We start from the raw sequence: 17,364 nt of genomic DNA on the forward strand, positions 1-17,364 counted from the left end.
ATCCGACAGATCAGCGAACCTTCGCCAACATCTGCCCCCGCACGTCCTTCCCGTCCACCTGCCTTTCGGCCATGAGGAACAGACCCTTGCCGCCGCTGGCTTTCTCCCACAGTGCCCCGATGGCACGCTTCTCGTCCGTGTCGGCGGCATCGGTCAGATGCGCACCCTTGTATTCGACCACGAAGATGCGGCCATCGGTCAGCTCGGCCACGAAGTCCGGGTAGAACTTGCCCGATGCGGTGGGGAGCCAGAAAGCGGCGGGGTGTTTCGGCACGTTCCTGATCCAGTGCTTCACTTCGGGCAAACTGTCGAGCAGCTTGGCGCAGTTCAGTTCTTCGCCATCGTCGGCACCGTCGAAGGCTGCGACCTGATCCCAGCCGGTGAAGTGTTTCGAGAAGCGATAGGAGCCGCGATAGGTGCGGACGCCTGCGAACATGTCGTCGGCGAATACGAAGCCGCTGTCGAAGGAGATTTCGGGCTTGGCCTCCGGCGCGAACAGCGAGCGTTGATAGACGCCCTCGCGCTCCTTGGCGCGGATGTCGGCGATGCGCTCCTTGACCTTACGGGCGAGCGGATACTTGCACTGCATCAGCGCCGACAACGGGATGTTGCGCGGCCCGGTCAGGTAGTTCACCAACTCGGTCAACCAGCGGACCAGTTCCCCCTGACCGATGAACTTGTCTCGCACCTGCCGGTCAAGGAACAGCACAAGCGTCTGTTCGCTCCAGCCTTCGACGGGAATGTCGAGCAGAAGCTGGGCGCTCTGGTCGGCGTGCTTCACGAACAGCCGCTGCTGGTCGATGTCGATCTCGAATGTGTCCGCCGTCGCCTGAATGGCGAAGTCCTTGGCCTCCAGCTTCGGCGAATGGTCGGCGAGCGACCAGTCGTGATACTCCATGAGGATGTCGGTGTCAGCGAGCTCAAGCTCGCCCTGTACCCATGCCATCAGCGCCGGGACGGTGAAGGTCTCGCCCCGCTCGGCAGGCGAGGCTTGATGCAGGTGCTCCGCCTCGTAATTGGCAATCTGTTCGGAGAAGCCTCCCGCTTCCGCCTTGGGCAATGCCGCGATCAACTTCTGTTTCTCGGCAGGGCTGAGGAAGCCGGTGATTTTCACTACGGCCTTGCCATCCTCCCCGGCAGTGACGCGAACTTTGGACGGCGCGGCAGCTTCCAGTTCCTTCACGGCGGCGGGATGGGCGTCGAGTGATACGGCAACGCTCGGCTGCGGACGGCGAGCATGGCCGAACAGACCTTCATTGAGGTCAAGCTGCTCCGGCAGAATGTTGTCCTCGGCCTCGCCTTCCTCGAAACCCATTGCGACGAGCCTGTCGCGCAGGGCATAAGCGGCCTCCGAGAACGATTTCGAGGTCAGATTGGCATAGGCACGGTTGAGCGACGGGACCGACCGCCGCTTGGCGTAGGGCATACGGAGCACGCGCCCCAGTAGTTGCTCGGCGTCGGTGGCGCTGTGGATGTTGGCGACCGAGCAGAACACGTAGGCGAAGGAGCAGTCCCAGCCCTCTTTCAGCGCCTCGACCGTGATGATGAAGTCTATCTCACAGTCTGGATCGAACAGGTTGATGCCATCAAGGTCACGCTGATCGCCGGTAGCAACAGCGATACGGTGCTCCTCGATACCCTCCACATCGATCAGATGCTGCCTGAGCACGGCGACGGTAACTTCCTCATCCTTATTCTGGGCCTGAAACAGGACGATGGGACGAATATAGTCGCGCTCCCGGCTGGCATCCTCTGCAAGTTCGGCCCGCTTCGAGATTGCGCCAGTGACGGCAGCCTGCCATGTCTGATGCTCGGCGAGCATGACCGGCAGCTTGATCATGTCCTCGTCTTTGAGTTCCTGGGCCGAGACTGAATGCAGGATGTTGGAGTTGGTGCGCGGGGTCGCGGTGAACTCGATGATGGCGGTCGGGTTCACGCGGCTCTGCATTTCCCGCGACAGTCCGGTGACAGCCTTGTGGGCCTCGTCAACGATCATCAGCGGTTGGTGCAGGTGCATCAGATTGGCGAAGGAGAACTTGATCGTACCCGCGCCCCTGCCATCTTCGATCAACTCCAGCCCCGGCATCCTGTCGGGTACGCCGGTGAAATGCGGTTCCAGCATTTCGTGGTGGGCGTAGACCTTACGGCCCTCGGTGTCCTTGACGCGCAGCGTCTGGATCGTGGCGACGACGACGCAGCAGTTTGAGCGCAGGTCATGCGGTAGGAGCTGTGTGAAATCGCCGATGTCGAACACGCGGACGCGACCGGCGAAGGCATCGTCCAGCGCAGCGCGGTATGGGTGGCGGGGATTTTTGAGCGCATCCACCGTCTGCTTGCGGATGGTGGTCGTGGGCACCAACCACAGTACCAGCGGGAAGTCGCGCTCGATCCACGTCTCCTTGGCGATGTTGACGGCGTGAGCGGCGAGCACGGTCTTGCCGCCGCCGGTGGGCAGCCGTAGGCAGACGTAGGGGGTTTCGCCCAAGCCGTTCAGAGCCTTGTATGAGCCTGCGAAGCCTTTCAGCCGCTTCGCCATTTCGGGCTCTGCGACGATGGCCTCGTAAGCCGCTCCGGGGCCTACGACGCGGGCCTGTTCAAGGAACTTGCGCAAAGTTGCGAGCGTCTGGGTCTGATAGGTCTTGAGTTCCATCACGCACGAGCCTTCACGTCATAAGGGGTTTGCTTGAAGGTGATCTGCTCGCTCGCCAGCGTGGTGTCGGACAGCGCGGATCGTTCGCCATAGACGGTTACGGGGCTGACGAAGCCCTCTGGCAGCGCGGCGCGGATCACAGCCAGCGTCTTGCGGGTCAGCACATTGCCGCCGCTCACCGACTTGTCGCCCAGGATGCCGTTATAGAGCAAGGCATAGGCGTGGCCATCATGGATGCCGAGAACGGGCGACAGCGGATCGGGCCGAGACCACGGCGACCGAACTTCCGAGAACCACACATGCGCCGCGAGTACGGGAAACTCGATGTCGGGGCGTATCTGACCGGTCTCGTCGAACACCGACGCGCCGAGCCGGAAATAGCGAAAGCCGCCGCCGCCCTTCCAGTTCACAGTCTCGGAGATACCGCCCCGTTCACCGTCTACGACCGCTCGCAAGCGGGGCTGGCAATAGGTTGCAGCGTGTGCACCCATCTCGACACCGATATAGCGGCGACCCATTTTTTGAGCTACGGCAGCAGTTGTTCCCGAACCAAGGAATATGTCGAGTACAAGGTCTTTGGGGTTGGTTGCTATCATTATGATCTTTTCAAGCAAGCCCTCTGGCTTGGGCGTGTCGAACGCATCTTCATCTTCGAAGAGCGCAAGAATTTCTTTTTTCGCGGCTTGGTTATCGCTAAACTCAGATGCAGGCCACCATGTCATCGGTGCGAGACCATCTTCCTCAGTTGCGAACTTTTTTACGCGAGGCTTGCCATTGCCATTTTTGGGGAAATAGACGCGATCTTCCACATAACGCAGCCGCTCGAACTCAGGTTCTGTCGCGCCCCAGCAGCGTCCTTTCGGAGGATCGTGTCGCACGCCCGTTGGCGTAGTAATTTTATACATTTGGTTTGGTCGAAAACCTTGTGCACTGAATGGGATTGATCGCCATGGGCCGCGCTTGTCCCCATCTGGGTTAGCGTATCCCTTGGTGTGATCAGGAAGAAGATTGCGGTGCTTCTTCCATTCAGGTGCTTCTTTCCGTGCATACACAAGCACATGGTCGTGCGCAGAACCGATCGCTTTGCGGTTTTCCCGCGATGTCCGTTTCTGCCAGACAATGTTCGCAATAAAGTTTGTTCTGCCAAAAATCTCATCCAGCATCACTTTGAGATAGTGACCTTCTCGATCATCTATGGTGACCCAGATCGAACCAGTTTCATGCAAAAGCTCGCGCAAGAGTTCGAGGCGAGGCCACATCATAGCAAGCCATTGCGAATGTTCCAGATTGTCGTCGTAGTGCTCAAATGCTGATTTGGTATTGTAGGGTGGGTCGATGAAGATACACTTCACTTGTCCGGCATAGAACGGCAGAAGCGCCTTCAGGGCGTCCAGATTATCGCCCTGAATAAGCATGTTGCCGGTGTCGCGGTCGCCGTGACCGAGTTCGGGGACTTCCTCCAGCAACCTGTAGGGCACGCTCCCGGCAGCCCTGATGTCATCGTCCCTCGTTAACCATCGTAGTGTCGGCATTCGATAAGCACAGCCCCCATTCGTTGAACGATGCCTACCTGATTTGACCTGGCGTTTAAAGTTTTATCCAGATCATGGTAGTATGGAAGTGAAGGAGTACCGCGAAGCGCAGGGGCCGTGTCGCGGAGATTCTCGAAACGCTGGTGGACCGGAGCGGTACACACAGGCGAGATCGACGGCCAGCACCGCTATTTCTTGCCATGATTGAAAATGTACCGTTTGGTTTCAGAGGCGATCAATGGTAATCGTCTGGCAAGGTGGTCGGAATTTGCGCCGATCAGCGTGAGGCGTGATTAGAATGAGTGAATATAGGTTTCATATAGAAAACAGCTACACGCCGGAAACGCTGCCGATGGATCGGCTTGCGGAGTACATGACGGCGTATGCTCGTTTGCTCGGTGAAACCGCTAATGTTCATTTCCAGGGTGTCGAAACAGGTTCTGCGATCCTTGTCGCCGCAGTGGATGAACCGGCGCAGCCGAAGGTGCAGGACAGGGTGCGTAGTCTTCAGCGGGGGAGTGCGCCCAAGGATGCCCTCAAGGCGTTTGATGAACTCGATGAGATGCTGCGCAAGGACAATGCGACCGGCGAACTGAGCGGGAACGATGGCGTTGTCATTCTGCCGTTTCCCGGTCGTACCCGACCTGAGCCTCTGGTCTTTGGCCCGATACGGCAGGAAGGCAGCCTTGAGGGGCAGGTCATCCGCGTCGGTGGTAAGGATGACACCATTCCTGTTCACCTGCGCGATGGTGCCGTGATCCATAGCGGCCTCAATGCCACGACCGACCTCGCTCGGAAGATCGCACAGCATCTTCTCGGCCCGACCTTGCGCGTTTATGGTAGCGGGACATGGTATCGGGAGGCAGACGGCAGTTGGGTTTTGAGGAGCTTCAAGATTACCGATTTTGAAGTTCTAGGCGACGAGCCGCTGGAAGATGTGGTTGCTTCCCTGCGAAAGATCAAAGGAAGTACCTGGAACGAGGTTCCCGATCCTGTTCGCGCACTCCTTGAAGATCGTCATGGTGGCGGAGACGCGAATTGATTGTTGCCTTCGACGCCAACATACTTGTCTACCTCTTCGATGAGAGTGCCAACGCGCCTACCAGCAAAACCACTGGCCAGCCAGTCGAGGGTTGCCGTGAACGGGTAGAGTATCTGATTGCGACCCTCCAGCGGGAAAAGACGAAGATCATCATCCCCACGCCGTCGCTGGCCGAAAGCCTTGTAAGGGCGCAGGATGGAGCGCCGGAACGCCTCTCGATCATCAAGAGAAGCAAGCACTTCCGCATCTCGCCTTTCGATGAACGTGCGGCAGTCGAATACGCCGCGGTGCAGGTTGAGCGTCGCCGGAGCGGGACGAAATCCGAAACGGTGTCAAAAGCGAAAGCCAAGTTCGATGACCAGATCGTAGCCATCGCCTCTATCGAGGGTGCGACAGTTATCTATTCTGACGACGGGGACATCAAGAAGCTGGCAGGCTCGAAATTCGAGGTCTTGGGCATCGAAGACCTGCAACTTCCGCCCGAAGATGACCAGACATCATTCAGTTTTGATCCACCCGTAACCGATGAAAATGGCACGGAAGACAGCGAGTAATCGTCGGGCGATCTGCATTCATCAGTTGCTGGGAATGCCTTCGGATAAATTCTGTCGATCCGAAGGCCAAGGGCTCTCCCAACTTGCTACCGACCTTCGCTGAGCTGGGGGCCGGACAGCCGACCTTGTGCAATTAATTGCAAATTTAATCGAATCTTACGGACCGAGGCCAGCACGACGGCGATCATTTCGCTTCGAGCTTGGCGAGGCGAGCTTCAAGGTCGTCTAGCCGAGAATCCACCGAGATTATTATCTGGCGAGCAGTGGAGAATTCACCCGGGAACGCCAAGGCCACCAAGAATAACCGCGCGTTGCTCGAAGCCATCAATAGCGGAAAAGCCTCGGTCTTCGCCACGGGCGAGCTTGCCAGCTGGAACACCTTCAGCAATTCCAGCACCTAGGCGCCTCCCGTGGCGATCAGCATGCAGCGCTATTACGGTAACCCGAAACAAGACGCCCGGTCAGCCCAACATGTCGGAACCGCAGTGGAGCCGTTCTTCGGCGACCGGACGGCCTCAGGCGCACGGAAGGCCAGAAGCGCACCAAACTGGCTGGAGACCTTTGCGGGGCGTGGGGCCGAAATAGCTAAGGGCGTCTCGTCAGACTGTCTAGGGCCTGACTCACCATCAACACGATGCCAGAAACCATTTCGTCCGTTTTTTGGCGGACGACTTCCTGAACCTCGAAATCGTCGGAAACCCTCTCCGGCATCGCCTCGAATTTTTCCGATATCAACCGCGTCACCATGTCCATGGCGTCTTCCAAGTATTCAGGGCGAATGTACACCTTGTTGAACCGGGAGGGCTTCGGCGGCTCTTCGCCCCGAAATGTTGCCACCATCATCTCGGAGACGAAAGCCATAGTTTCTTCTCGCGTCATTACATCGTCAGCCATAACGATTGCCCCCTTTGATTTTCTTGGTATTTGGGGACGTGTGCAATTAATTGCAATTTTATGTCGCACATTTTCCGTTGGGTAACACCTTCAGTAAATGCTCTCCTATCTCCACGACCGTCGCCGTGTCGCAAATCATCTGGGCGTGGACCGTTACCGGGCGGGCATTCTCACCGTAAGAGTGCATCATCACAGGCTTAAAGGTGCCGAGCACCCGCTGCTTCGCCATCAATTCGCCCCAGAGTTCAAAATCGCGTTCCCGTATGGCTTTGCCAATTTCATCCTCGATGCGACGATACTCTTCAGCATCCTTGTCATTCAGCGCGGCAGGGGGAATATAAACGGGGATGCGATGCGCCACCGCGTGTCTGTAGTTTTCGAGATACCCGAACCACGGGTCACATTTCACCAGATAGTCACGCAGATCGTCCGGTACGCTTTCCCGCACCCGAACGTTCTTCGGCCCAAATCCGATCATGCCATCCGCAATCGGAACACCCTTCGCATTCCGCAGGTCCGTTTCCACGCACCAAATCCGCGCCATGTTGTCTATCGCGCCGTAGACGTTGACGAGGAACGATTGAACGAAGGCTTCGGCATCATGGCGGACTTCCTTCGACGGCGATTTTTGCGAGTTCGGCGGGATGATCGAAAAGACGCGATCAGTCAGATGCACCAATGCTTGAACACGCCGAGAAAACCCATGCCGTGCATACTCTGACGCCGCATCGGTCTTGTACTTGCGATCTATGAACCGGAGGAAAAGATCGTTCGCAGCCGATGACCATTTCCGCTTGTTCTGGGCCATCTCTTTCAGCGTATCGTCAGAATACATCGCTCCCCTACGGCCTCTTCTCAAGCGCCACAACGCGAGCCTTGAGGGCGATTATTTCCTCCCGTAGCTCGCCAATCTCCCAACCGGCTGGCTTGGTGAAATCAGGCACCAATGACGCCTCCAGACGAGCAACCATCTCCGCATTGGTGGACCGATTGTTCAGCTTCGCTTGTTCCGCGATTTGCGCTTTCAGCATCTTCGGGAGGCGAAGCGCGAACTTATCGTCCAGCGTTCGATTTTCTTCAGTCATGAAAGCTCCTTGCGTCCATCTGAAATTATTTGGACGCCATGGCGTTGACAATAGATCCCAAGTGATATCATTTGGACGCGATAACCAAGGAGTACATCCCATGACGAAGAGACCTAGCGCCTACCCTGTCCGTCTACCCGCCGACCTGAAGGAATGGTTGGAAACCCGCAGCATCCGCAATCACCGCAGCATGAACAAGGAATTGGTCGCCGTTCTATCAGCCGTCCGCGAGGGCGAGAAAACCGGCAGCGGCTTTGAAAAGTTTGCCAATCCGTCCGGCATTCCCGGTGACACGCCGTTGTTTGAAGGGGCTAGCCGTGTCTGAAGGCGCTCTTTCTAAGTTACCGCCTCAGAAGCATCGCAAGGGGCTTCGGTTCGCCAAGAAAGCCCAGCAGTTGGCAGACCCGCCCTACAAGCCCGGATCGACGCACATGCGCACCGAGAAGGAAGCGGCCGCTTGGCTGGGCGTCTCCATCTTCACTATCCGCCGAAGGCGTAAGGAAGGGAAAATCGGGGCCTACCCTATCGGCGGCAAGTTTTTCTACAGCATCGAACACCTTGAAACCTACCTGAAGAGTATTGAGTTATGCCCGAAAAGCGCTTCCAAATCGGAGAATACTTTCTCACCCTCCACAGCAGTTCCCCAGTCTACAAAGCCGGATGGTTTGACGCTGAAACTGGACAAACACGCCGCGCATCTCTACGCACTAAAGACCTTGAAGAAGCAAAAATAGCTCTCTACGAGTTTGTTCAGGCTCGCATGAAGCCGAAGGACTTCGACACGGCGGACATGCCGCTGGGCACGGTCCTGACCCGGTATTACGAACAGCACGCAACAACCTGCCGTCTGAAGAGGCGGCACGTCATGCCCTTGTGCATTGGCTTGAGTTCTGGGGGCCGACTACGGTTTCCGAACTTGGCATCGAACGGCAGGAGGAGTTCGTTGCCGCCCTTAAGGCCAAGGGCTTCAAGAACAGCTACGTGAGCCGCACCTTGTCCGTGGGCCGCGCTGCCGTGAACCGGGCGTGGAAGCGTGGCGAGATCAAATCCGCCCCCTTCATCACGGACGTGTCCGACCGCAGCGACCGGAAGGAACCCTACCGGCTCGACAAGAGCGAGATGCGCCGGTTCCTAACGACCGTTCAGCAGTGGCCGCACCTCTTCACGTTCTGCATGATCATGCTGAACACGCTGTCCCGCCCGGAAGCCGTGCTTGAGCTTACTCCGGCCCAGATCAATATCGAGGACAGGCTTGTGCGGCTGAACCCGAAGGGCCGGAAACAGACGAAGAAGTATCGCCCGACCGTGCCGCTTACAGACACGCTCTTGCCATTCGTCCGTACAACCGAAGTCCCGGCGTTCGTTATGTGGAACGGCAGGCAAGTGAAGAGCGTGAAGAAGACCTTCGCGCTTGCCGTAAAGCAGGCAGGGCTGTCATCCGAGATCACGCCTTATAGCCTACGACACACCATGGCAAAGGAGCTTCGCAAGAGGGCTGTCCCCGTATGGGAGGTAAAGGGAATGCTGGGCCACCGCGTTCCGGGCGTGACGGAAGAGTATGCCGAATATGCCCCGGACTATCTGAGTAAGGGCAGGGAGGCCATCGACGCCTATTTCAAGGAATTGAACCTGTCTTACACGGTCCCGAAGCTCGCCAGCGTGTCAGTAGCGTGTCAGTTCCCTAAAACGGAAAAATCCGCCGAAGCGGATTTCTCAACATTATCAGGGGTTCGGATGGTGGGCGTGACAGGGATTGAACCTGTGACCCCTACGATGTCAACGTAGTGCTCTCCCGCTGAGCTACACGCCCTCCGTGGCGGCGGATAGACCACAAAACCGGTTCATGCGTCAACTGCTTTTTTTCGGTTTTGTGAAGGTTTTTTGAGAGGCCTTACGCCACAAGGAGTTTGTTGACCTCATCCACCAGATCGCGCAGATGGAACGGCTTGGAAAGCACCTTGGCGTCCTTCGGAGCCTTCGAATCGGCATTCAGCGCAACGGCTGCAAAGCCGGTAATGAACATGACTTTCAGGTCCGGGTCGAGTTCGGTCGCGCGCCGCGCAAGCTCGATGCCGTCCATTTCCGGCATGACGATATCGGTCAGCAGAAGCGAAAAGGGCTCTTCGCGAAGCCGGTCATAGGCGCTGGCGCCATTGTCGAAGGAAGAAACCTTGTAACCGGCTTTTTCCAGCGCCTTGACGAGGAAGCGGCGCATATCGTTGTCGTCTTCAGCGAGAAGAATTTTCTGATTCATCATAAGTGACCGTAACTACTCAATGTTTGGAATACCCTAGCCCGATTATAGGATTTTCACGGTAAATATCCTGTGAACGCGTGAATCGGTATAGCGCTGATTGGGCGATAGTATGGACTTGCCGCGCCGTAACTGGCAACATGAACATCCTGATAGTTTTGCGACATGGTAAATGACCCTGAATGGACTGGATAACGGGTGAATATGAGCTGTTCGAAGTAACGGAACCTGCCGTTCAAACCCTGCCATTCGTCTATAATTCGCCCCATAGCGGCCGCTGCTACCCGATTTCCTTCCTGGAATCGGCAAGGCTCGATTCGCACGAGATCCGCCGCTCCGAAGATCACTTCGTCGACGAGTTGTTCGCGGCAGCACCGGAGATCGGCGCGCCGCTTCTCAAAGCGAATTTCCCGCGCGCCTATCTGGACGTCAATCGCGAGCCCTACGAGCTCGATCCCCGCATGTTCGAAGGCACGCTTCCGCCTTATGCCAATATCGGCTCCATGCGGGTCGCCGGCGGTCTGGGAACGGTGCCGCGCATCGTCGCCGAGAATATGGATATCTATGCCCACCGCCTGCCGGTCGACGAGGCGCTTTCGCGGATCGAGACGATCTACAAGCCCTATCATGCCTGCCTGCGCCGCCTGCTGTCTCGCACCCACGCCAATTTCGGAATGGCGGTGCTGATCGACTGCCATTCCATGCCGGGCAATATCCGCGTTGCCGGCTCGAATCTCAGACCGGATGTGATCATCGGCGATCGCTACGGCACCAGCGCATCCCAGGAAGTCTCCCGCGCCGCGCTGCATTTCCTTGAGGAACTGGGTTTCGTCGCGGTCTGCAACAAACCCTATGCCGGCGGCTTCATCACCGAACATTATGGCCGACCCATCCGCTCTCTCCATGCGCTGCAGATCGAGGTCAACCGGGCGCTTTACGTGGACGAAAAGACGCTTTTGAAAAAAGCCGATTTTCCCGCCATTCAGGCGTCGCTTGAAATCTTCATGCGACAGCTCGGCGCCTTCGTTTCCGAATACGCGATAGAAACGTCGCTCGCTGCCGAATAGCAGCTCGAATTATCCGCTATTTCGATCTTTTATCCCGGATCGTCTGGCGGCCCGCCGGACAAAAAAAACCGCGCCTTGGCGCGGTCAAGTCTAGGGAGGAAACACCCAAGGAGGGTATTTACAGTCAAAGACTGTAGGATCACGCTACGCAGTAATTGCACAATTGTCAATCATTTTATTTTATGCATATTTTTTAGGCTTATGCTGAAAATATGGAAACACCGGCGCCGTCATTCGTATGAGTGGACGGCGGATGCGATTCCGGTCTATGCATTGCCCCATAGAATTCAGACCCAATATTCAGGCAATGAGGTTCGCATGCTGCCCGACCGGGATTTCTTCTTCAAACTTGCCGATGCCGCCAGCGCCGAAACGCTTCCCCGCTTCCGCACGGGCATTGCCGTCGCCAACAAACAGGATGGCGGCTACGATCCGGTGACGGAAGGCGATCAGGCAGCGGAAACAGCCATTCGCGCCCTGATCGAGGCCCGTTTTCCGCAGCATGGCATTCTGGGCGAAGAACACGGCAATATCGGTCTCGACCGCGAGCATATCTGGGTCATCGACCCGATCGATGGCACCCGCGCCTTCATTTCCGGCGTGCCGGTCTGGGGCACGCTGATCGGCTTCCAGTCGGCCGGCCGCGCCACCATGGGCATCATGGAACAGCCCTTCACCAAAGAGCGTTATTTCGCCGATGGCGAGGCGGCGTGGTATTTCGGGCCGGATGGCGAGCGGAAAATCCGCACGCGCGACTGTGCTTCGCTGTCAGACGCCGTGCTGTTCACCACGAGCCCCCACATCTTCACCGCGGAGGAAAAGACCCTGTACGAAAAAGTGCAGGATCAGGTCCGCCTTTTCCGCTACGGCGTGGATTGTTACGCCTATTGCCTGCTTGCGGCCGGCCACGTCGATCTGGTGATCGAATCCGGCCTGAAGCCCTATGATGTCGGCGCGTTGATCCCGGTCATCGAACAGGCCGGCGGCATCATGACGACCTGGGATGGCGGGCGTCCGGAAAATGGCGGCCGCATTCTCGCAGCCGGCTCAAAGGCGGTGCACGAACAGGCGCTCGCCATTCTCTCAAAACTCTGAGGCAGCCCGCTTAAGCGGCCATCACTCCGGCGCGAAAAAGGCGTCGATGGCCGCCAGCGCCTGTTTGCGGAAAACATCGCGCTCATGCAGCAATTCGTGGCGCGCACCGGTGATCGGAAGAAGCTGCGCTGCCCGGAAATTGCGTGAGAGTTCTTCCTGCGCCTTATAGGGCGTGATGGTATCCAGCATCGGCGCCAGAATAAGGGTCGGAATGGTGATATTCGTCAGATGGTCCTGACGGACCACCCGCCCCATGGTCTTCAGCGCCTCATAGACCCAGCGCGCCGTCGGCGCACCGATGAAAAGTTCCGGAAACTGCCTGTGCAGCGAGAGATTTCTTGTAAAACGTCTGGCGTCCGAGGTGAGCGGATTGCCGTCGAAATCCCGCTCCCGCTGATCCTTGCCGAGCTGAACCCGTCCAAGGCCAACGAGACTTAGAGCCGTCGCCACCGCCCGAATGACGGATGATGGGACGGATTGCTGGCTGTCCAGCTCGATGAAGGGCGAACAAAGCGCCAGACGGTCGATCCGGTTCGACAGGCCGGGTGCGGCGGCAAGCGCTGCAAGCGCGCCGGTGGAGTGCGCGATCATGAAGAATGGCAGCCGCGTATCCGGCAACACCACCTGTTCGAGAAAAAGGCTGATATCACGCTGATAGTCGGAGAACCGCCGTACATGCCCGGCACCCGGTTTTTTCAGCAATCTTTCGGAACCGCCCTGCCCGCGCGTATCGAAAGTCGCGACCCAGAAACCCATGGCGGTGAGATCGCCAACCGTTTCGAAATATTTCTCGATACATTCGTTCCTGCCATGCAGCAGAACCACGGTTCCGCGAGCCACCTGGCGGCTGGCGCGAAAGATCGCATAGCGAAGCTGTTTGCCGCGATCGCCGGTAAAATATCCGACGGTATGGTTGCCGGGAACCGGGTTGTCTTCGCTCTCGCGCAATGTGGCTTCGATCATCGGTCTTTTCCGGCTTTTCTGCCTTTTCGGGATAGGTCGGCGGCGCGGGAAGGTCAAAGAAAAAATTGCCGGAACCGTCGGTTAAAGCAGTCGCGGTTCCGGCGAATAAGACAGAAGAAGAAGGGACGTTATTGCTTCTGTCCACGGAGAATGTCTCCGATGACCGATGTTTTATGGCTCTCAAACTGAACGATGCCGGAACCTGACGTTCAGCCATGGTTCATGTTGCTTTCGCCTTTTCACGCCCCCCTTGACGCAGCCGCAGGCCATTCCCATCTCATTCATGCGGTCGCCAGAACGGGATCGTGCCACATGTCCGGCCGTCGCCAGAACGGGACGCCGGGCTTAACCGCAAACAGTCGCTTCTTAAGGAGGACACCATGCGTCACGTTGATTTTTCCCCTCTCTATCGTTCCACCGTCGGCTTCGACCGTCTTTTCTCGATGCTTGACGGCCTCGGCCAGCCCGAGCAGGCCCAGTCCTATCCGCCCTACAATATCGAGCGGACCGGCGAAAACACCTATCGCATCACCATGGCCGTTGCCGGTTTCGATGAGAACGAACTCAGCATCGAATCCCGCGCCAATGCGCTGACCGTGAAAGCCGAGAAATCCGCGGATGAGAAATCCACGGAAGGCGAGTTTCTCTATCGCGGTATCGCCACGCGCGCTTTCGAACGCCGCTTCCAGCTCGCCGACCATGTCGAGGTCCAGACCGCTTCCCTGAAGAACGGCCTGCTCCACATCGATCTCGTCCGCAATATTCCGGAAGCCATGAAACCGCGCCGCATTGCGATCTCGTCCGACAGCGCCGATGCGCCGAAGACCATCGAAGCCCAGATTTCGCCGGCTCAGGTCAACTAAAGGCCACCCGGAAAAATACCGGATCACGGCCCGCAGCATGGATTTTCCCTGCTGCGGGCTTTGCTTTTCTGCTCAGATCTTGAACCGGTCCATCAGGAAATCGGGGCGGGCACCATATCCATCGGCAATTTCAGCCAGTTCGGCATCGGAATTTTTCGCAAGAATGCCGGTTCTGACGAGACAGGAAGCAAGGCTGGCGCGGACGGCTCCCGCTATGTCATGTTCGAGACTGTCACCGATACAGATGATGCGGTCTGAAGCCGGGCTGCTCAAAAGCGACTGCGCATGCTCATATATGGCAGGGTAAGGCTTGCCGAACCAGCGAACGGGGCCGCCGAGCTCCTGATAGGCAAGCGCGATGCTACCCGCACCCGGTGCGACGCGCCCGCCGGTCGTGAGCTTGTGGCGGTCGGGATTGGTGCAATAGCATGGCACACCGCGCTGTGCGGCCGGTTCCAGCATCAAGCGGTAGATGGAGAGCGGAACCTTCTCCGCTTCGCTTCCCGAAACGATCACGATATCCGCAATCCTTGCATCCTTGACACTTTCAAAGCCAAGACGGTCGGCAAGATTGCGGTCTCCGCCGCTGGAGATGGTCAGGCAGCGTGTGCGTTCGGTTCCGCCAGCCGTTTTCCGGGCAAGGATATCATGGGCGACATCCCCGGATGTCAGGAAATGATCGAAACCCGCGCGATCAAAGCCGAGTTTGACCAGCCGCTCCGCATTATAATCGCCGCTGCGGCCGGAGTTCGAAAGAATGACGACGGTCTTTCCCCGCTTCTTCAAATAAAGCAGCGCATCATTGGCGCCCGGATAGGCATGCTCGTCATCCCGCAATACGCCGAACTGGTCGATGAGGAAAACATCGTAACGGGCCGCAAGAGCGGCAAGGTTCGTATGGGGGGCGATACTCATGACCAGCAGGCCTTTCCGGCAAGAACGAGCGAGGCGGTGCCGACGGCCGCCTCCGCCGAACGGGCAGGGAGAAAGGGGACGCCCAGCGCCTTTTCCCGCATGCAGGTCCAGGCCGGGTTTGCCACGCCGCCTCCGACCGAACGCACGGATCGTACAAGAGGGCCGCCGAGCGCGGCCAGCCGGTCGTAACCCGATTTCTCGATGGCTGTGATGCCTTCCAGAATTGCCTGAAAGAAAACGAGATCGTCGGTCGGGCGCGGCTCCATCTTGGGCGGATGCGCCGCATCATTGATGGGGAAGCGCTCGCCAGGCTTGATGAGCGGATAATAATCGAGACCCGTCGGCTCACCCGGACGAAGATGCGGCGTCATGGCCTTCAGCTGCCCGTTATCGAAAAAGCTGCTTATGACGGCTCCACCGGAATTGGAGGCCCCGCCGGCAAGCCAGAAATCGAGAACGCGATGCGAATAGATGCCGTAGCCCGCCGCATCGATGGGCCGGGCGGAGGCAAGTTTGACGACCAGCGTGGAGCCGAGTGCCGTAACGCCGTCGCCGATGGCAGCGGCGCCGGTCGCGAGAAAAGAAGCGCAGCCATCCGTCGTACCCGCATGGTAACGGCACCCGGAAGGCAAACCGAAGGACCTGCCGGCCGTACCGACCTCCGACAGGACAGCGCCCGCACGCCGGACCTTCGGCAGAAGCTCGATGTCCATGCCGCAGTTTTCCAGCCATTGAGGCCAGGTCTCGGAAGCAAGATCGTAACCGGTCTTGAGCGCATTGTTCTCGTCGCTCAAGGGCACATCGAGGCCAAGCTGCATGAGAATCCAGTCGGCCTGATGCACAATTGCCCTCACGCCGGGCTGGCGTGACAGGTGAATGGCGCAAGCGAGCGCCGACGTCGCACCGCGCGCCGGACTGTTGGCCGGCGCATGCCGCGCGATGTTGTCGATAATCGCGGCATCGGGGCAGGCGTCGTTATACATCAGGACATTGCCGACGACCGCACCCTCGGCGTCGATGGCAAGCACCGTACCCGAGGTACCATCGATCGCGACCCCCTCCACGGCGGCGAGGGAAAGGCGCGAGGCGAGTTCGCTGAGGCAGACCTTCACACTGTGCCACCAGACGACCGGCGAGCGGGCCGCCACCGCATCAGGAAAAGGGAAGGCCGCCATGTCCAAAGGCGTTCCATCGGCGGCGAGCGCCGCCACCCGCACCCCCGACGTGCCAAGATCGATCCCAAGAGCCGCGGCTGGCATCGGCGCGCCTGTCATGCCTGCCGGCTCGCCTTACGGTCGAGCGCCTGACGATACTGCTCGGCCTCCCAGTGGGTCAGCTCATACTCCTGCGCCTCATCGAGATAGACAACCGGCGCACCCGCCGGGATTCGGGAAACCACCTCGGCCAGACACCGCGCCATCACGCGACCGCCATCCGTCAGTTCGTTGGCCAGCAGCACTCCCTGACCCGGCACGAGCAGCATCTTGGGAACATTGAGACCCCTTGAACGACGTTCATCGGCATAGGTTACGGCTGTCTCGCCATCGGCGAGAACGCCGATTTCCGTGCCCAGGAAAATGACGTGGTCCGGATAGAGCGAGCCGTGGGTTGCAACAGCCACGCTCGCTGCACCGAGCGCCGTCTTGTGGCTCCCGGCATCCCGCGCCGCGTGGAAATCCGACCCCGCCGCCAATGTTTCAAGCCCCACCGGATCGGCTGGCGTTACCCGACGCTCTTCCATACGTAGCGCGGCGCTGACCCTTTCGATGCGCTCCCGCACTTCCTCCACCGTCTCCCCGGTGATGATGATGCCATGGTTAAACAGGATCAGCACATCCGGCCTGCTGCTGGCGACACGGTCGATCTCATGCGCCAGCGGCGTGCCCGGACGGCGATAGGGGATGGTGACGCAGGCAAGATCCGGCACTGCCGCCATTCGCGCCGCGATAAGCCGTTCGCGATCCGCAAGCACGGAAAGTGCGATCGTGTCGACGCAGTGATAATGGGCGACGACCGCCTGCGGCAGCACCGCGTGAAAACTCGTCTCTATCGACGGGCGAAGGCCTGAGCTATTCCGTTCCGCAACGACAAAATCCGTCGCCTTTTCGGCACCGGGATCACCCGAGCGAAGCGCCTGCACCAGCGGTGCGACCTTTACCGGCACCATGATGTCGGCTCCCCGGCATAGGCAAGCCAGGTGCCGGAAGCCTTCACCCACATCACGCCATCACGCTTGAAGGAGATATTGCCGCCGGCTCCCTGCGTTTTCAGGATGTCGCTGCCGATCGCCTTGGAAAGAGCGAGAAACGCGGCAAAATCTTCCGCCGGAATATCTGAAACCATGCCGCCATCCTCCAACTACCTCAACAGCCTGCGCATCTGACAAGTGATTGAGTGAACTTTCTCCAATAACCATAAATAAATGACGCAAGTACGTCAATAATGAGAAT

Annotated in this window: 20 protein-coding genes and 1 tRNA gene; 8 read left to right on the plus strand and 13 right to left on the minus strand. The window is 58.4% G+C overall.

Annotation, left to right across the window (positions count from 1 at the left end; genetic code table 11):
- Positions 1-10: 10 nt before the first annotated feature.
- Positions 11-2,650, minus strand: a complete 2,640-nt coding sequence (locus L901_RS14810; protein ID WP_059758051.1) for a DEAD/DEAH box helicase — start codon at positions 2,648-2,650, stop codon at positions 11-13.
- Positions 2,650-4,116 (minus strand): site-specific DNA-methyltransferase, encoded by a 1,467-nt coding sequence (locus tag L901_RS14815; protein WP_245289653.1) that lies wholly within the window; start codon positions 4,114-4,116, stop codon positions 2,650-2,652. The genes L901_RS14810 and L901_RS14815 overlap by 1 nt, the downstream gene beginning before the upstream one ends.
- Positions 4,117-4,480: 364 nt before the next feature.
- Here L901_RS14815 and L901_RS14820 point away from each other — a divergent pair, with 364 nt between their 5' ends.
- The gene (locus L901_RS14820; protein WP_059758056.1) at positions 4,481-5,224 is read left to right on the plus strand and encodes a hypothetical protein; all 744 of its coding nucleotides are present in this window, start codon (positions 4,481-4,483) and stop codon (positions 5,222-5,224) included.
- The gene (locus L901_RS14825) at positions 5,221-5,778 is read left to right on the plus strand and encodes a PIN domain-containing protein (protein ID WP_059758058.1); all 558 of its coding nucleotides are present in this window, start codon (positions 5,221-5,223) and stop codon (positions 5,776-5,778) included. Before L901_RS14820 ends, L901_RS14825 begins: the two co-directional genes overlap by 4 nt.
- 184 nt (positions 5,779-5,962) lie before the next feature.
- On the opposite strand, the gene L901_RS14830 is transcribed toward L901_RS14825, so the two are convergent.
- The 4 genes from L901_RS14830 to L901_RS14845 form a co-directional block, all read right to left on the minus strand.
- The gene (locus tag L901_RS14830; protein WP_059758061.1) at positions 5,963-6,175 is read right to left on the minus strand and encodes a hypothetical protein; all 213 of its coding nucleotides are present in this window, start codon (positions 6,173-6,175) and stop codon (positions 5,963-5,965) included.
- 188 nt (positions 6,176-6,363) lie between these two features.
- Positions 6,364-6,672: a hypothetical protein gene (locus L901_RS14835; RefSeq protein WP_059758063.1), complete on the minus strand. Its 309-nt coding sequence runs from the start codon at positions 6,670-6,672 to the stop codon at positions 6,364-6,366.
- A 58-nt stretch (positions 6,673-6,730) separates the two neighbouring features.
- Positions 6,731-7,507 (minus strand): hypothetical protein, encoded by a 777-nt coding sequence (locus L901_RS14840; protein ID WP_059758065.1) that lies wholly within the window; start codon positions 7,505-7,507, stop codon positions 6,731-6,733.
- 7 nt (positions 7,508-7,514) lie between these two features.
- Entirely contained in the window at positions 7,515-7,757 is a 243-nt protein-coding gene (locus L901_RS14845; protein ID WP_059758067.1) for an Arc family DNA-binding protein, read from the minus strand.
- A gap of 100 nt (positions 7,758-7,857) precedes the next feature.
- Between L901_RS14845 and L901_RS26330 the strand changes: the two genes are divergently transcribed.
- From L901_RS26330 to L901_RS27945, 3 genes are all read left to right on the plus strand, one after another.
- Positions 7,858-8,082: an Arc family DNA-binding protein gene (locus L901_RS26330; protein WP_120356918.1), complete on the plus strand. Its 225-nt coding sequence runs from the start codon at positions 7,858-7,860 to the stop codon at positions 8,080-8,082.
- Positions 8,075-8,491 (plus strand): helix-turn-helix domain-containing protein, encoded by a 417-nt coding sequence (locus L901_RS14850; protein WP_059758069.1) that lies wholly within the window; start codon positions 8,075-8,077, stop codon positions 8,489-8,491. Before L901_RS26330 ends, L901_RS14850 begins: the two co-directional genes overlap by 8 nt.
- A gap of 334 nt (positions 8,492-8,825) precedes the next feature.
- Positions 8,826-9,542 (plus strand): site-specific integrase, encoded by a 717-nt coding sequence (locus L901_RS27945; protein ID WP_371259720.1) that lies wholly within the window; start codon positions 8,826-8,828, stop codon positions 9,540-9,542.
- On the opposite strand, the gene L901_RS14855 is transcribed toward L901_RS27945, so the two are convergent.
- Together L901_RS14855 and cpdR are read right to left on the minus strand one after the other, a co-directional pair.
- Positions 9,493-9,567 (minus strand) — tRNA-Val (locus L901_RS14855). The genes L901_RS27945 and L901_RS14855 overlap by 50 nt on opposite strands.
- Before the next feature lie 81 nt (positions 9,568-9,648).
- A complete protein-coding gene (gene cpdR / locus L901_RS14860) occupies positions 9,649-10,011 on the minus strand; it encodes a cell cycle two-component system response regulator CpdR (RefSeq protein ID WP_003497910.1) in 363 nt (120 codons plus the stop codon).
- A 182-nt stretch (positions 10,012-10,193) separates the two neighbouring features.
- On the opposite strand from cpdR, the gene L901_RS14865 reads away from it, so the two are divergent.
- Both L901_RS14865 and hisN read left to right on the plus strand, forming a co-directional pair.
- Entirely contained in the window at positions 10,194-11,078 is an 885-nt protein-coding gene (locus L901_RS14865; RefSeq protein WP_003519728.1) for an N-formylglutamate amidohydrolase, read from the plus strand.
- Between the two features lie 318 nt (positions 11,079-11,396).
- The gene (gene hisN, locus L901_RS14870; protein WP_035265005.1) at positions 11,397-12,173 is read left to right on the plus strand and encodes a histidinol-phosphatase; all 777 of its coding nucleotides are present in this window, start codon (positions 11,397-11,399) and stop codon (positions 12,171-12,173) included.
- A gap of 21 nt (positions 12,174-12,194) precedes the next feature.
- On the opposite strand, the gene L901_RS14875 is transcribed toward hisN, so the two are convergent.
- Positions 12,195-13,136, minus strand: coding sequence for an alpha/beta fold hydrolase (locus L901_RS14875; RefSeq protein ID WP_059758071.1), 942 nt, complete (start codon positions 13,134-13,136; stop codon positions 12,195-12,197).
- Positions 13,137-13,516: 380 nt separating this feature from the next.
- On the opposite strand from L901_RS14875, the gene hspL reads away from it, so the two are divergent.
- Entirely contained in the window at positions 13,517-13,999 is a 483-nt protein-coding gene (gene hspL, locus L901_RS14880; protein WP_003519731.1) for a heat shock protein HspL, read from the plus strand.
- A gap of 72 nt (positions 14,000-14,071) precedes the next feature.
- Here hspL and L901_RS14885 read toward each other — a convergent pair whose 3' ends face one another.
- From L901_RS14885 to L901_RS27725, 4 genes are read right to left on the minus strand one after another with little or no spacing between them, the layout of a single operon-like run.
- Complete coding sequence (locus L901_RS14885) at positions 14,072-14,914, minus strand: TIGR01459 family HAD-type hydrolase (protein ID WP_059758073.1); 843 nt, start codon at positions 14,912-14,914, stop codon at positions 14,072-14,074.
- Complete coding sequence (locus L901_RS14890) at positions 14,911-16,173, minus strand: FGGY-family carbohydrate kinase (protein ID WP_371259717.1); 1,263 nt, start codon at positions 16,171-16,173, stop codon at positions 14,911-14,913. Before L901_RS14890 ends, L901_RS14885 begins: the two co-directional genes overlap by 4 nt.
- A gap of 11 nt (positions 16,174-16,184) precedes the next feature.
- Positions 16,185-17,081 carry a class II aldolase/adducin family protein gene (locus L901_RS14895; protein WP_245289654.1) on the minus strand — a complete coding sequence of 299 codons (897 nt, stop codon included), beginning with the start codon at positions 17,079-17,081 and terminating at the stop codon, positions 16,185-16,187.
- Entirely contained in the window at positions 17,069-17,257 is a 189-nt protein-coding gene (locus tag L901_RS27725; protein WP_245289655.1) for a hypothetical protein, read from the minus strand. Before L901_RS27725 ends, L901_RS14895 begins: the two co-directional genes overlap by 13 nt.
- Positions 17,258-17,364 lie beyond the last annotated feature (107 nt).

The organism is Agrobacterium sp. D14, assembly GCF_001526505.1.
In the GTDB taxonomy this organism is placed as follows: domain Bacteria; phylum Pseudomonadota; class Alphaproteobacteria; order Rhizobiales; family Rhizobiaceae; genus Agrobacterium; species Agrobacterium leguminum.